13 protein-coding genes and 1 pseudogene are annotated in these 15,135 nt (G+C 61.0%); 9 read left to right on the top strand and 5 right to left on the bottom strand.

Annotated elements, in window-relative coordinates:
• Positions 1 to 36: 36 nt before the first annotated feature.
• The 6 genes from urtA to QCBJ_RS06605 all read left to right on the top strand — a co-directional run bounded on the left by urtA (position 37) and on the right by QCBJ_RS06605 (position 6,621).
• On the top strand, positions 37 to 1,245 hold the full coding sequence (gene urtA / locus QCBJ_RS06630) for an urea ABC transporter substrate-binding protein (protein ID WP_010211081.1): 1,209 nt from the start codon (positions 37 to 39) through the stop codon (positions 1,243 to 1,245).
• 102 nt (positions 1,246 to 1,347) lie between these two features.
• Positions 1,348 to 2,265 (top strand): urea ABC transporter permease subunit UrtB, encoded by a 918-nt coding sequence (gene urtB, locus QCBJ_RS06625; RefSeq protein ID WP_177410645.1) that lies wholly within the window; start codon positions 1,348 to 1,350, stop codon positions 2,263 to 2,265.
• Positions 2,266 to 2,275: 10 nt separating this feature from the next.
• Entirely contained in the window at positions 2,276 to 3,439 is a 1,164-nt protein-coding gene (urtC, locus tag QCBJ_RS06620; RefSeq protein WP_021493284.1) for an urea ABC transporter permease subunit UrtC, read from the top strand.
• Complete coding sequence (gene urtD / locus QCBJ_RS06615) at positions 3,436 to 4,194, top strand: urea ABC transporter ATP-binding protein UrtD (RefSeq protein ID WP_046036246.1); 759 nt, start codon at positions 3,436 to 3,438, stop codon at positions 4,192 to 4,194. Before urtC ends, urtD begins: the two co-directional genes overlap by 4 nt.
• A gap of 10 nt (positions 4,195 to 4,204) precedes the next feature.
• The gene (urtE, locus tag QCBJ_RS06610; RefSeq protein ID WP_102060360.1) at positions 4,205 to 4,894 is read left to right on the top strand and encodes an urea ABC transporter ATP-binding subunit UrtE; all 690 of its coding nucleotides are present in this window, start codon (positions 4,205 to 4,207) and stop codon (positions 4,892 to 4,894) included.
• Between the two features lie 149 nt (positions 4,895 to 5,043).
• Entirely contained in the window at positions 5,044 to 6,621 is a 1,578-nt protein-coding gene (locus QCBJ_RS06605; protein ID WP_102060359.1) for a hypothetical protein, read from the top strand.
• A 23-nt stretch (positions 6,622 to 6,644) separates the two neighbouring features.
• Here the strand turns inward: QCBJ_RS06605 and QCBJ_RS06600 are convergent, their stop codons facing one another.
• From QCBJ_RS06600 to QCBJ_RS06590, 3 genes are all read right to left on the bottom strand, one after another.
• Positions 6,645 to 8,033: a lyase family protein gene (locus tag QCBJ_RS06600; protein WP_046036249.1), complete on the bottom strand. Its 1,389-nt coding sequence runs from the start codon at positions 8,031 to 8,033 to the stop codon at positions 6,645 to 6,647.
• Between the two features lie 12 nt (positions 8,034 to 8,045).
• Positions 8,046 to 9,350, bottom strand: a complete 1,305-nt coding sequence (locus QCBJ_RS06595) for a cation:dicarboxylate symporter family transporter (RefSeq protein ID WP_102060358.1) — start codon at positions 9,348 to 9,350, stop codon at positions 8,046 to 8,048.
• Positions 9,351 to 9,468: 118 nt separating this feature from the next.
• Positions 9,469 to 10,824 (bottom strand): adenylosuccinate lyase family protein, encoded by a 1,356-nt coding sequence (locus QCBJ_RS06590; protein WP_093546262.1) that lies wholly within the window; start codon positions 10,822 to 10,824, stop codon positions 9,469 to 9,471.
• A gap of 113 nt (positions 10,825 to 10,937) precedes the next feature.
• Between QCBJ_RS06590 and QCBJ_RS06585 the strand changes: the two genes are divergently transcribed.
• Positions 10,938 to 11,669, top strand: coding sequence for a GntR family transcriptional regulator (locus QCBJ_RS06585; RefSeq protein ID WP_177410646.1), 732 nt, complete (start codon positions 10,938 to 10,940; stop codon positions 11,667 to 11,669).
• Here QCBJ_RS06585 and QCBJ_RS30630 read toward each other — a convergent pair.
• Positions 11,666 to 12,373 carry a methyl-accepting chemotaxis protein gene (locus tag QCBJ_RS30630; protein WP_371916654.1) on the bottom strand — a complete coding sequence of 236 codons (708 nt, stop codon included), beginning with the start codon at positions 12,371 to 12,373 and terminating at the stop codon, positions 11,666 to 11,668. The two genes, QCBJ_RS06585 and QCBJ_RS30630, sit on opposite strands and share 4 nt — an antisense overlap.
• A gap of 420 nt (positions 12,374 to 12,793) precedes the next feature.
• Positions 12,794 to 13,282 (bottom strand): annotated as a pseudogene (locus QCBJ_RS30625) (MCP four helix bundle domain-containing protein); the annotation flags it as partial.
• A 258-nt stretch (positions 13,283 to 13,540) separates the two neighbouring features.
• Here QCBJ_RS30625 and fmdA point away from each other — a divergent pair.
• On the top strand, positions 13,541 to 14,770 hold the full coding sequence (fmdA, locus tag QCBJ_RS06575; protein WP_010211069.1) for a formamidase: 1,230 nt from the start codon (positions 13,541 to 13,543) through the stop codon (positions 14,768 to 14,770).
• A 2-nt stretch (positions 14,771 to 14,772) separates the two neighbouring features.
• Positions 14,773 to 15,120, top strand: a complete 348-nt coding sequence (locus tag QCBJ_RS06570) for a zinc ribbon domain-containing protein (protein ID WP_093546270.1) — start codon at positions 14,773 to 14,775, stop codon at positions 15,118 to 15,120.
• The last annotated feature ends 15 nt before the right edge of the window (positions 15,121 to 15,135 follow it).

Genomic DNA, 15,135 nt, shown 5'->3' with positions numbered 1-15,135 from the left:
GCCATGCTGGACCCCTCATTGCAGAGGAGTCGCCCCATGGCACCACGATTGATCCGCTCCACACCGCTGTTGGCCCTGTCATTGCTGGCGGCCGCTCTGTTCAGCCAGGGCGTGCTGGCCGATAACGAAGGCCTCGCCGTGACCCCGACCGAGGTCACCGTCGGCCAGTTGCACTCCGCCACCGGCACCATGGCGATTTCCGAAACCGGTTCGATCCAGGCCGAACGCTTGGCCATCGAACAGATCAACGCCTCAGGCGGGATCCTCGGACGGCAGATCAAGGTGATCCAGGAAGACGGCGCCTCCGACTGGCCGACCTTCGCCGAAAAAGCCAAGAAGCTGCTGGTCAACGACAAGGTCGCCGCCGTGTTCGGCTGCTGGACCTCGGCCTCGCGCAAAGCCGTGCTGCCGATCTTCGAAAAGGAAAACGGCCTGCTCTACTACCCGACCTTCTATGAAGGCCTGGAACAGTCGAAAAACGTGATCTACACCGGGCAGGAAGCCACCCAGCAAATCCTCGCCAGCCTTGACTGGATCGCCAAGACCAAGGGCGCCAAGACCTTCTACCTGGTCGGCTCCGACTACATCTGGCCGCGCACCTCGATGAAGATCGCGCGCAAGCACATCGAAAACGTCCTGCACGGCACCGTGGTCGGCGAAGACTACTACCCGCTGGGCAACACCCAGTTCGGTTCGCTGATCAACAAGGTCAAGCTGAAAAAGCCTGATGTGGTGTTTGCGGCGGTGGTGGGTGGTTCCAACGTGGCGTTCTACAAACAACTCAACGCGGCGGGCGTGAATTCGGCCAAGCAGACCCTGCTGACCCTGTCGGTCACCGAGGATGAACTGCTCGGCATCGGCGGTGAAAACATGGCCGGTTTCTATGCCTCGATGAAGTACTTCCAGAGTCTGGATAACCCGAACAACAAAGCCTTCGTCGAGGCCTTCAAGGCCAAATACGGCAAGGACGCAGTGATCGGCGATGTGACCCAGGCGGCCTATCTGGGGCCGTGGCTGTGGAAAGCGGCGGTGGAGAAGGCCGGCAGTTTCGACGTGGATAAAGTGGTGGCCGCGTCGCCTGGCATCGAGCTGAAAACCGCGCCGGAAGGCTACGTGAAGATTCACGAGAACCATCACTTATGGAGCAAGTCGCGCATCGGCGAAGTGCAGCCCAACGGCCAGTTCAAGGTGATCTACGAGTCGGATCTGATCGAGCCGAATCCGTTCCCCAAAGGCTATCAATAACCCTGGTCTTGGCGCTGAGCTAAATGTGGGAGCGAGCAAGCCCGCTCCCACATAAAGCAGACGCAGATTGCAATTCAACCTGGCTCTCAGGAGACCATCATCATGGAATGGCTATCGGAATTTGGAGCCATCGCGGCGATGCAGGGGTTCAACGGTTTGTCCGTGTTCTGCGTGCTGTTGCTGATGGCATTGGGGCTGGCGATCATCTTTGGCCAGATGGGGGTGATCAACATGGCCCACGGTGAGTTCCTGACCATCGGCGCGTACACCACGTATGTGTGTTCCAGCCTTACGGCGCACTTTGCACCGAGCTTCCAACCCTATTACTTCTTCTTCGCCATTGCCCTGTCATTCCTCGTCGCCGGCGCCATCGGCTGGCTGGTGGAATGGGCGATGATCAGCCGCTTGTACAAGCGCCCGCTTGACACTTTGCTCGCCACCTGGGGGCTGTCGCTGGTGATGCAGCAGACCTTCCGCTCAGTGTTCGGCGCCCGCGAGGTCAGCGCTGAACCACCGGCCTGGCTGATGGGCTCGGTGAATTTCACCGATGCCATCGAGATTCCGCGCAATGGCCTGTTCATGATGGTCCTGACCCTGCTGCTCACCGCCGCGATCTTCCTGATGCTCTACCGCTCGCGCTGGGGCCTGCAGGTGCGCGCTACGGTGCAGAACCGCTTGATGAGCCGTGCGGTGGGCATCAATACGCGCAAGGTCGACCGCATGACCTTCGCCTTGGGCTGCGGCGTCGCCGGGGTGGCCGGCGCGGCGTTCACCACCATCGGTTCCACCGGGCCGACGGCGGGCTCGCAGTACATCGTCGACACCTTCCTGGTGGTGGTCTTCGGGGGCGCGCAGAGTCTGTTCGGCACCATCGCTTCGGCCTTCGTGATTGCCCAGACCCAATCGCTGTCGGAGTTCTTCCTCAGTGGCTCGATGGCCAAGGTACTCACCTTGTCCTCGGTGATTCTGATCCTGATGCTGCGCCCGCAAGGGTTGTTCTCCATCAAAGTGCGCAAGTAGAGGCGAGCGGATGAAGGCTTTAGACAAGCTGCTGGGCGGCCAGCAAAACCTGATCGGCATCGTGTTGCTGGCGCTGTTGATCCTGGTGGTATTCCCCCTGACCCTGGATGCGTTCCGCCTGAACATGGTCGGCAAATACCTGACCTACGCGTTTGTCGCGGTGGGCCTGGTGTTGTGCTGGGGCTATGGCGGCATTCTCAGCCTGGGGCAGGGCGTGTTCTTTGGCGTCGGCGGCTACTGCATGGCAATGTTCCTCAAGCTTGAGGCCTCGGACCCGGAAAGCACCAAGATCCAGTCCACACCGGGCATTCCGGACTTCATGGATTGGAACCAGATCACCGAGCTGCCGTGGTTGTGGCAGCCGTTCCACAGTTTCAGCTTCACCTTGGCGGCGGTGATTGCGGTGCCGGTGCTGCTGGCGTTCATCATCGGTATGGCGCTGTTCAAGCGGCGCGTGGGCGATGTGTATTTCTCCATCGTCACCCAGGCGATTGCGCTGATCCTCACGGTGCTGATCGTCGGCCAGCAAGGCCTGACCGGTGGCGTCAACGGCATCACCGACCTCAAGACCCTGCTTGGCTGGGACCTGCGCACCGACAGCGCGAAGATGATCCTGTACTTCATCAACGCCGGGTTGCTGTTCGGCTGCATCTTCATTGGCCGGTTCATCCTTGCTTCCAAGCTCGGCCGGTTGCTGATGGCGATGCGCGACAAGGAAGAACGCGTGCGTTTCTCCGGGTATGACGTGGCCAGCTTCAAGATCTTCGTGTTCTGCGTGGCCGCCGCGTTCTCGGCGATTGGCGGGGCGATGTTTGCCTTGCAGGTGGGCTTTATGTCGCCGTCGTTCGTGGGCATCGTGCCGTCGATCGAGATGGTGATCTTCGCGGCGGTAGGCGGGCGCATGTCACTGCTCGGTGCGGTGTATGGCGCGTTGCTGGTGAACTACGGCAAGACCTACTTTTCCGAGTCCTTCCCCGAGTTGTGGTTGTACCTCATGGGCGGGCTGTTTATCGCCGTGGTGATGTACTTCCCCAACGGCCTCGCCGGTTTGTGGGACAGCCATGGGCGTCAGGCGCTGGCGAGAATGTTGCGGCGTAAACCTGTAGCGGCGACCCCGGTGAACGCACCGTTAACACCCAAGGCCACAAGCAAAATCCTGGAGACCCAGCCATGACCGCCGTCGGCTTTGAAATGAAAAAACCGGTGCTGGCCATCGAAGGCCTCACCGTGTCGTTCGACGGCTTCAAGGCGGTCGACAACCTCAACCTGTATATCGACCGCAATGAAGTGCGCGTGGTGATCGGCCCTAACGGCGCCGGCAAGACCACCGTGCTTGACCTGATCTGCGGCAAAACCCGCGCCACCAGCGGCAGCATCCAGTTCGACGGCCAGGAGCTGACCAAAATGCGCGAGTACAACATTGTGCGTGCCGGCGTGGGTCGTAAGTTCCAGAACCCGTCGATCTACGAAAACCTCACGGTGTTCGAGAATCTGGAGATGTCTTACCCGGCCGGTCGCAAGGTATGGGGCGCGCTGTTTTTCAAGCGCAATGCCCAGGTGATCGCACGGGTGGAGGAGGTGGCGCGGGAGATCTTTCTCGGCGACCTGCTGCAACAACAGGCCGACCTGCTGTCCCACGGCCAGAAGCAGTGGCTGGAGATCGGCATGCTACTGATGCAGGACCCCGAGTTGCTGATGCTCGATGAACCGGTGGCTGGCATGAGCGTCAATGAGCGCGCGCAAACCGCCGAGCTGCTCAACCGCATCAGCCAGGGCCGTTCGGTGCTGGTGATCGAGCACGACATGGAGTTCGTCAAAAGCATCGCCCACAAGGTCACGGTGCTGCACCAGGGCAAGGTGCTGGCCGAGGGCAGCATGGCGTCGGTGCAAAGCAACCCGAAAGTCATCGAAGTGTATTTGGGCCACTGAGGAGCCGCGCATGTTCAAGATCGACCAGTTGGCTTGCGGCTACGGGCAGAGCCAGATTCTCCATGACTTGGACCTGAACGTCGCCAAGCGCGAGATTGTCGCGGTGATGGGCCGCAACGGCATGGGTAAGACCACGTTGTTCAAGAGCCTGATGGGCATCCTGCCGCAGTGGAAGGGCCAAGTCAGCGTAGATGGGCAGGATGTCTCGGCGCTGGAAACCCATGAACGGGTCACGCGGGGGATCGCCTATGTGCCCCAGGGCCGCATGATTTTCCCGAGTATGACCGTGCTGGAAAATATTCAGACCGGCTTGCCGGCATCGGCACGCGGCAAGGTGCCGGAAGACTTGTATGCGCTGTTTCCGGTGCTCCACGACATGCAGTCGCGAAAGGGCGGTAACCTGTCCGGCGGGCAGCAACAACAACTGGCGATAGCCCGGGCGCTGGCGACCAACCCCAAGGTGCTGTTGTTGGATGAGCCGACAGAGGGCATCCAACCGTCGATCATCAAGGACATTGCCCGCACGCTGAAGGAAATCCGTAACGTGCGCGATTTGACCATTGTGGTGTCGGAGCAGGTGCTGTCGTTTACCCTGGAAATCGCGGACCGTTTTCTGGTGATCGAGAAGGGGCGGTTTGTGATTGAAGAGACCCGCGACCGAGTGGATGAGGCGATCATCAGCCGGTACTTATCGGTGTGAATGCAGGTTGGTTTGCCGCCTCGTAAGTGCTGTTTTTTACCTATATTCCACTGGAACCGTTGCTCTTTGTGTGGCCACAGATGGGTGTCGACAAAGTGTCCAGCCGAGCGTTGGTCGGCTGTGATGCATCTACTCCCTGAGGTGTTGCCATGTTAAATACTCAATACGGTCAAAATTATCCACTCAGTTTCAATCGGCCTGATCTTGACGGGCAACCCACCTCGCGGGAGGACAAATACAAGCACACTTCAAATTTGGATCTGGTGAAGACGTTTGGGAATAACTTTGACTACTTCGTCAATACCAAGACCGGCTTTGTGGACCAGGCCAAACTCCGTGAAGTGGCGGCTCGTCCGCTGACGGGTAATTCCGTCGACGACAATATGACGCTATTGGCAGGCGAAATCCTGAATCGCCCGGATGTGAACCGTAAGTTGGATAAGTTGAATGAGCGCGGTATACACGACGGTCTTGTTGACCGTGAAAACGTTGAACAGCTCGTTGATTACTACACGAGCGATGACGCGTCTGCCGGCCAGCAGTCCAGGGCCGGAGAGCCGAGCACTGCACCTTCATTTTCGCAGGCTTACCCTGCGCAATATGAGCGTCCCGTTAATAACGTCGGAGCGTTTAACCAGGCTGCGATGAATCATTCATCGGGGGACTATCGCGCGCCCTCAAATACCACGGTTGCACGGGATTTTGCCGATAGCTTCAGTTACTTCCAGGGACCGTCCGGCTTTGTCACACGTGCAGTCCTTGAGGACGCTGCCAACCGTCCATTGACCGGTCACCCGGTGCACGACCGCATGACAATGCTGGCCAACGAGATTCTCAGCCGTCCTGAAATGAGTCATTTGCTCGATGCAATCAACCAAGACGGCCGTGAAGACGGGCTGATCAGCCAGGGTGACGCGAACAGGGTGGTTGATTACTACCAAACCCAAGAGGCACCCTCCATGCAGAGCGGGGCCGGAAGGTACACCGGTTCCATGCAGCGCCAACGTGTTGAAAACACCTATGACGAGAACTATCGCCCCCAGGCATTCGGCAGAAATGCGCCCATTCAACCTCTTTCCTGGGGCATGTCCGCATCGTCGCAAGGCGAAGGCATGAGCCCGCAGAATACTGAGGTCGCTAATGCGTTCAAAGGAACCAAGGACTCAGACTTGGCGAGCGAGTTGGGTAATAATCTTGATTATTTCAAACCCGACGCGAATGGAAAAATCACTCAGGGAGCGCTTCGTGAAGTCGCGGGTCAGCCCTTGACTGGCAATGCGTCGGATGACCGGATGACCCTGTTGGCCAGGGAAATCATCAGTCGGCCGGGACTCAATAGCAAACTGGATTCCGACCATGATGCTGACAAGTCCGACGGGCTTATTGGGCGCGACACTATTGAAAGGGTGTCCAGGCAGAATGCAGCGCCAAGCTATGAAAAAATGAGTGACGTTGAACTGCTTCAGGCCCTTGACGAAAAGTTCAAACAGTATTGGGGCGCGGATAACTATATCAGCTTCGATAGCTTAAAAAGTGCTGCTGCAGAGTCTCCACCGACAGACCGGTCTGGACTCGCGGCTGAACTTCTCCGGCGCCCGGGCCTGATGAAAGAAGTCGATATTGGCACTGATGGCAAAGGCGGCAGGGGCGCAGAAGATGAAAGGTTTAATTGGGTCAATGTCGACTACGTAAAAAAAGAAAAACAAGCGCAGTCGTTACGGGGTTGAGTGTGGGCCGCGACGTTCCGTGATCAGCCGGGGCTGATCATCCTTTCCGGCCGCACCTGTCGCTCATATTCTTCGGCGGTTATCAGTCCCAGTTGCACCGCCGCGTCCTTGGGTGACAGGCCCTCGTCCGCGGCTTTGCGGGTGATCTGCGCCACGCGGTCATAGCCCAGCACCGGGTTCAGCGCGGTCGCCATCAATAATGAGTGCTCCACGTTGTGCGCCAGTTGCGGGCGGTTCAGTTCCAGGCCGCCCAGCAGCTTGTGGGTGAACAGGCTGGCGCAGTCGCTGAGTACCTCGATCGAGTGCAGCAGGTTGTGGATCAGCACCGGCTTGGCCACGTTCAATTCGAAGGTGCTGGAAGCCCCCGCCAGGGTGATGGTGGTGTGGTTGCCGATCACCTGCATCGCCGCCTGCACCAGCACTTCGGCGATGGTGGGGTTGCGTTTGCCGGGCATGATCGAAGAGGTCAGGCCGTCGTCGGGCACGATCAATTCACCCAGGCCGCAGCGCGGTCCCGAGCCGAGCAGGCGGATGTCATTGGCGATCTTGGTCAGTGACACGGCGAGCACATTCAACGCCCCAGAGGCCTCTACCAAGGCATCGTGGGTGCCCATGCCTTCGAACTTGCACGGGTTGGTTTCGAAGCGTTCGCCGGTGAGTCGGCTGATTTCCTCGCAGAACGCCCGGTCAAAACCCTCCGGTGTATTCAGTCCGGTTCCCACCGCTGTCCCCCCTTGGGGCAGCAGGCGTAGGCGCGGCATGCACGCTTCGATGCGCGCGATAGCGTGCTGGATCTGCTGGGCAAACGCGCCAAACGCCTGGCCTTGGCTCATGGGCACCGCATCCATCAGGTGGGTGCGGCCGATTTTAAGCACCTCCCGCCAGGCGTCGGCCTTGTTACTGAGCTCATCACGCAGATGGCCCAGCACCGGCAGCAGGCGGCCGCGCAGTTCCAGCACGGTGGTCAGGTGCATCACCGTGGGGAAGCTGTCGTTGGACGACTGCGAGCGGTTTACATGGTCGTTGGGGTGCACCGGCGACTTGCTGCCCAGTTCGCCGCCGAGCGCGAGGTTGGCGCAGTTGGCGATCACCTCGTTGGCGTTCATGTTGGTCTGGGTGCCGGAGCCGGTTTGCCAGATCGACAGCGGGAAGTGCTGGTCAAGGTCGCCCTTGGCCAGTGCTTCGGCGGCCTGTTCGATCGCTTGCGCCAGGGCCGGCGCCAGTACGCCGAGGCGTGCATTGGCACGCGCACACGCACGTTTTTGTTGGCCAAAGGCGCGGATCAGGCTGGCGGGGAACGGCTGTTTACCGCCGAAGACCTCCAGCGCCCGTTGGGTTTGCGCACCCCAGTAGCGGTCGGCCGGTATGGACACGGGGCCGAACGCGTCATGTTCGATTCGCAGCGTCGTCATCAAGAGGCTCCGTTAAAGCGCAGCGCCGGCAGCACGCCCGAGCACACGTTGGTATTCATCCTGGGCGGTCTGCTGGGAGAACTCCCCGGACCATTTCGACACCACCACCGTTGCAACGCTGTTGCCGATGGTGTTGCAGGTGGCAATGGCCATCGACATGAAGCGGTACACGCCGAACAGCAGCGCCAGGCCTTCCGCCGGTAGCACGCCGATGGCCGTGACGGTCGCGGCGAACACCACGAAGCTGCCACCCGACACCGCCGCCGCGCCTTTGGAGGTCACCAGCATGATCGCGATGATGCCCAGCTGTTGTTCCCAGCTCAGCGGCACCCCGTAGGCATTGGCGATAAACAGCACGCACAGCGACATGTAGATCGAGGTGCCGTCGAGGTTGAACGCATAGCCGGTGGGCAGCACCAGGCCGACGCTCTGTTTGGAACAGCCGAATTTCTCGAGTTTTTGCAGCAGGCGCGGCAGGGCGCTTTCCGACGAGGCGGTGCCGAGCACGATGAAGATTTCATCCTTGATATAGGTGAGGAAGCGCCACAGGCTGAAGCCACTCAACCGGCATACGGCGCCGAGCACCACAAAGATAAAGAATGCGATGCCGACGTAGAACATCAATACCAGGTTGGCCAGGGACATCAGCACTGCCGTGCCATTGCTGCCCACCGCGTAAGCCACCGAACCGAAGGCACCCAGGGGCGCGAACTTCATGATCAGGTTGATGAACTCGAAGAAGCACTCGGAGATGCGGTTCAGGCCGTCTTCGATCACTTCGCGGCGTTCGGGCTTCAACGCCAGCAGAGCGAAGCCGAACAACACCGAGATCACCAGTACTTGCAGCAACTGGCCGCCGGCGAAGGCACCGACGAAATTGTCCGGGAAGATGCCGTAGATAAAGTCCAGGGTCGACGCAGGCGCATGCCCCTTGGCCACGGCGGCACTCGCGGCGGCCGCGGCGGCGCTGCTCGGGTGGGCGTCGTGCATGCTGGAGCCGATCTGCAACAGGTTGCCCCACAACAGGCCGATGGCCAGGGCAAGGGTGGAGACCACTTCGAAGTAGATCAACGCGCGCAAGCCGACCTTACCGACGCGCTTGATATCACCGGCCGAGGCGATGCCGTGGACCACGGTGAAAAACACCAGCGGCGCGACGGCGGTCTTGATCAGCTTGAGGAATATATCGCCAAGGATCTTGAAACTGGCGGCCAGCTCGGGAGCGAGAAAGCCGAAGGCGATGCCGAGGAACATGGCGGCGACGACCTGGAAGGTCAGGTCCTTGTAGAGCGGTTTTTTTGCGGGGGTGGATGACATGTCTGTGATCTCATTGTTGTTATGGGCACATGTTAATAGGGGGCTCTGCCCTGCTTTTTGTAGTGATCGGGCTTGCCCCGCGCGAGGCAAGTTCGCTCACGACAAAAGCCTGGCCAACTCAGCGTTTGACTGAGCCGGGGCGCGCCAGCGCGATGTCCACCATCTGCGGCGCGAGCCCCAGGTAGTTGGCCGGGTCGGTCAGGCGTTGCAGTTCGGCCAGGTCCAGTTGCGCGGTGGCTTCACCCTGGGCGAGCAGGGCGTCGAGCAAGCTGGTGCCCTGGTCGTTGGCCATGCGGCACGCGGCATACACCACGTCATGGGCCACCTGGCGGCCGAGGGCCGGGGCGAGGCCCATCATCACGGCCTCGGCGACGATCAGGCCCTGGGTCATGTCGAGGTTCTTGCGCATGCGCTCGGGGCGCACCTCCAGGCCGGCGAGCATAAAGGTCGCCTGGCCGAGGGACGCGGCGCTGAGGGCGAAGGCTTCGGGAATGGCGATCCACTCTGCCTGCCACGGCCCGGTGGAGCGTTCGAAGTCCTGGATCATCGCGTCGAGCATCAGCCCGGCGTGTTGGCGCACGCCCTTGGCGGCGGCGTACATCAGCTCGCAGGAAATCGGGTTGCGCTTTTGCGGCATGGTGCTGCTGGCGCCACGGCCCTTGACGAACGGCTCGTACACTTCGCCCAGCTCGCTGGTCATCATCATCATGATGTCGAGTGCGATCTTGCCCAGGGAACCGGTGACCAGCCCGAGGAAGTTCAGGGTCTCGGCCAGCCCGTCGCGGGCCACGTGCCAGGTGGCCTGCGGTACGCCCAGGCCGAGTTCGCTCATCAACGCTTCCTGGACTTCCAGGCCTTTGTCGCCGAGGGAAGCGAGGGTGCCCGCAGCCCCGGCGAACTGGCCGATTTCGACGCGTGGGCGCAGTTCCACCAAGCGCTCGGCGTGGCGGTCGAACATGCTCAGCCACACCGCGCACTTGTAGCCGAAGGTGATCGGCAGCGCGTGCTGCAAGTGCGTGCGACCGGCCATGGGGGTGTCGCGATAACGCTCGGCCAGGCCGGCGAGCAGCCCGCGCACGGTCTGGATATCGCGCTCGACGATGGCCAGTGCGGCGCGTACTTGCAGGACCACGGCGGTGTCCATGATGTCCTGCGTGGTGGCGCCCCAATGCACGTAGCGGCCCGCTTCACCACAGATCGTCGACAGTTGCTCAACCAGCGGCAGGATCGGGTAACCGACGATCTCCGTTTCGTGCTGCATCAGCGCCAGGTCCAGGGCTTCGTACTGCGACAGCGCGGCTATCTGCTCGGCCGCGTCGGCCGGGATCACGCCGCAACGTGCTTCGGCGCGGGCCAGGGCCACTTCCACTTCGATGTAGCGTTCGATCAGGGCTTTATCGGAGAACACGCCGCGCATTTCGGCGGTGCCGAACATGTCGCGGAACAGGGCGGAATCAAAAACGGTACTCGACATGGGAAAATCCTAATTGTTATTTTTAAACCATACATATTTAATATGTCCGTACATTATGATTGCGCCTGTGCTGATACACTGTCAACTCGATAACGAGGGTAAAAATGGAAAGCGTGAGCCAGAGGCGTTATGCGGCGGTTGCCAAGGATTTGATCGACCGGATTGGCAGCGGCCATTACCCGGTGGGTTCGTTGTTGCCGACTGAGTTCGAACTCTGCTCGCTGTATGCGGTGAGCCGACACACCGTGCGCGCGGCCATTGACCAGTTGCAGGGGCAGGGCATGGTCTCGCGGCGCAAGCGCGTGGGCACGCGCGTCGAAGCGGCGTCGCCCCAGGGGGGATACTCCCAGGCGATGGCGTCGGTGGCCGACCTCGTGCAAGTGGCCGAAACCCATATCCGCGATATCCAGGCGGTGCGCGAGTTCGTCGCCGACATCGCCCTGGCCCGGCGCCTGGGGCTGGAGCCGGGCGGGCATTACTTCTGCGTGTCGAGCATCAAGGTCGATGCCGGCGCCGGCAACGCGCCGTTGTGCTGGACCGACGTGTATGCCGAGCAGACCTTTGCCGAGGTGATTCCCGAAGCACGCAAGCACCCGGGTGAACTGATCGCGGCACTGATCGGCAAGGCCTTCTCGCGGCACATCGAAGTGGTCGACCAGCAGGTGCGCCCGGTACAGTTATCGTCCGAATTGGCCGCCAGCCTCAAGGCGCAGAGCGGTGCGCTGGGGCTGACCATTATTCGCCAGTACCGCGATGAGGCCGGCGTGCTGATCGCCGTATCGGAATCGGTCTACCCCGCCGACCGTTTCACCCTGACCATGCAGATGAAACGCGACAAACACTAGGCCACGTTGAAAAACGCCACCTTGGTGCTCAAGCGATCCGCCAGCTCCGCCAGTTCGTGATTGGAATTTTCCACCTGCTCGGAGCCCGCCGCCGATTGCACGGTGGAGCTGTGGATGCGCGTGACGTTCTGTGCAACCTCTTCAGCCGCCGCGCTTTGCTGCACGGAAACACTGGCGATCTGCGCGTTCATCGCATTGATCGCGCCGACTTCCTGGCTGATCTTGCCCAGCGCCAACTGGGAGTCGCGGGTCTGCGTCACGGTGGCCTGGGCCAGGCTGCGGCTGCGTTGCATGATGTCGGCGGCGTCCTGGGTGCCGCTTTGCAGCTTGCCAATCATGTCGCGGATTTCCTGGGTGGACTCCTGGGTGCGCGTCGCCAGGGAGCGCACTTCATCGGCCACCAACGCAAACCCTCGACCATGTTCACCGGCACGCGCGGCCTCAATCGCCGCGTTCAGCGCCAACAGGTTGGTCTGGGCGGCGATGGCGTTGATCACTTCGATCACGGTTTCGATGTTTTCACTGTCGCTGGACACCTGGTTGACCCGAAGGGTGGCCTGGTCGAGGATCGTCGCCAATTCTTCGATGGACACGGTCACTTCGCCCACCAAGCGGTGGCCGCTGTCCACTTCGGCGTCGGCCAGGATAGTCGCCTTGGAGGCGGCGGAAGCGTAGCCCGAGACCTCGCTGACCGAGGCGGCCATTTGCGTGATCGCGGCCGCCACGTGCTGGGCTTCGCTGGTCTGCAGGTTGATCTGCTGGCGGTTATCGCTGGCCACTGACAGCAGGGTGACCGAGGAATGGCGCAGGGCCTGGGCTGCCGAGCGCACTTCGCTGATGGTGTCGCTCAGGCGTGCCAGGGCGTTTTTCAGGATGCCCATCACGCTGTCGGGGTAGCGGGTTTTGATGCGCTGGTTCAGCTCGCCATCGGCCAGGCGGCGGATCGCCTCGGCGACTTCCTCCGGCTCTGCGCCAAGGGTGGCCTTGACCTTGCGGATAATCAGCAGTGACACCAGCACGCTCAAGATAATCGCGACGGCGCTGGCCAGCACCATCAGCACGGCAAAGCTGCCGGCGGCCGATTGCACGGTATCCAGGCGTTGCTTGATGTGCGCTTCTTCGAAGTCGATCAGCGCATTCACGCGTTTGAGCCACTCGGTGTAGTGGACCGAGGCCTGGGCCAGCAGCAAGTCTTGGGCGCCGGCGATGTCATTGCTGCGACGCAGGTTGATCACCCGTTCGGTGGAAGCCAGGGCCTGGCTCTCGATGGCTTTGATATCACCCAGCAGACGGGTTTCCTCGGCGCTGGCGGTGGTGTTGGCGAACAGGCGGTCCATCATCACGGCAGAGTCCTGGTAATCGCGCTTGAGCTGATCGATCTCGGCCAGATGGCGGTTGAGCGCCGGCTCATCCTTGACCAGTACCGCATCGCGAATGGCGATGGCGCGGTTGTGCACGCTGCCACGGAAGTTGATCGCGTAGCGCTGGACGACGGCGGCTTTTTCACCGACATCCTTGAGCGTACTGTCGATAAAACCCACGCGTTGAATACCGACGGCAGTGATCAGCACCAGCAACGACAGGGTGGACGCGAAGCCCAGCCCGATACGCATTGCCAACGACACAGGGTTTTTCATGAAAGGCTCGATATTCAAGGGGTCAGGAGTGATGGCTAAAAGCTATCTTCGCGGTGGAATCTAACGACCTGCCGGCCTGGCGTCCAATCAGTAAATACTTAAGCTGTCATCGAGCGAATTGATGGAATAAAACCGCGACACCGTCGTTTATACGTCATCCAACGTATTTCCCGTTTTTCCTGGCCGCCCGAGACTGGATCGCACGCACCCCGTCATCCGTCCAGGAGCCAGTCCATGACCGAAACGCTGATCAAAGTCGACCTCAACCAGCCTGTCACCGAGAACGAGCAGATCCATAACCGCTGGCACCCGGATATCCCTATGGCCTGTTGGGTCAAGCCGGGCGATGACTTCATCCTGGAAACCTACGATTGGACCGCCGGCGCGATCAAGAACAATGACGACGCCAGCGATGTGCGCGATGTCGACCTGTCGACCGTGCACTACCTGTCGGGCCCGGTGGGTGTACACGGCGCCGAGCCGGGGGATTTGCTGGTGGTGGACTTGCTGGATATCGGTGCCAAGGCCGATTCCCAGTGGGGCTTCAACGGGTTCTTCTCGCGGCAGAACGGCGGTGGTTTCCTTACTGATCACTTCCCCAGCGCGCAGAAAGCCATCTGGGATTTCAAAGGCATGTTCACCCGCTCGCGGCACATTCCCGGGGTGAACTTTGCCGGGCTGATCCACCCAGGCTTGATCGGTTGCCTGCCCGACCCGGTGATGCTCGCCGACTGGAATCGTCGCGAGCAGGAGCTGATTGACACCAACCCGACTCGCGTTCCGCCCCTGGCCAACGCACCGCTGGCCGCCACTGCCCACATGGGCAAACTCACCGGCCAGGCCCGTGACGATGCGGCAGCGACCGGCGCACGCACAGTGCCGCCGCGCGAGCATGGCGGTAACTGCGATATCAAGGATTTATCCCGGGGCTCGAAGATCTTCTTCCCGGTGTACGTCAACGGCGCCGGGCTGTCGGTGGGCGATCTGCACTTCAGCCAGGGCGACGGCGAAATCACCTTTTGCGGCGCGATCGAGATGGCTGGCTGGGTGCACATGAAGGTCGAGCTGATCAAGGGAGGCATGGCCAAGTACGGGATCAAGAACCCGGTGTTCAAGCCGAGCCCGATCACCCCGAACTACAAGAATTACTTGATCTTCGAAGGCATCTCGGTGGACGAACAGGGCCAGCAGCACTACCTGGACGTCAATGTCGCCTACCGCCAGGCGTGCCTGAATGCGATCAACTACCTGACCAAGTTCGGCTACTCGCCGGCCCAGGGTTATGCGCTGCTCGGCTCGGCACCGGTGCAAGGGCATATCAGCGGCGTGGTGGACATCCCGAATGCCTGCGCCACGTTGTGGCTGCCGACGGAAATCTTCGAATTCGACATCAACCCCAACGCCAGCGGCCCCACTCAATTCCTCGACGGCAGCATCGACCTGCCCATCGCTCCGGACCTCTAGCCATGCCGACCTACGAATACGCCTGCGACACCTGCGGCACTTTCACGATGTTGCGCCCGATTGCACAGCGTAATGAACCCAGCCAATGCCCGTACTGCGCAGGGCCGGGCGGGCAGTTGCGGGTGTCGGCTCCGGCGCTGCAAACCCTGTCGGCCAACCAGCGCAGGGCCATCGCCGGCAACGAGCGCAGCGCCAACGCGCCGCAAACCCTTGGTGAATACCAGGACAGCCGCAAACACCCGTCCGGTTGCAGTTGCTGCGGCAGCCGCAAGAAGGTCGAGCCCAGCAAGGCCAATCCCTTGGGGCTCAAGACCCGCACCGGCCCACGGCCGTGGATGATCAGTCACTAGAACAGGAGCGTTGTA

The sequence above is a fragment of the Pseudomonas sp. QC2 genome, from assembly GCF_002859085.1.
In the GTDB taxonomy this organism is placed as follows: domain Bacteria; phylum Pseudomonadota; class Gammaproteobacteria; order Pseudomonadales; family Pseudomonadaceae; genus Aquipseudomonas; species Aquipseudomonas petroselini.
This window is presented reverse-complemented; position numbering and strand designations above follow the sequence as displayed.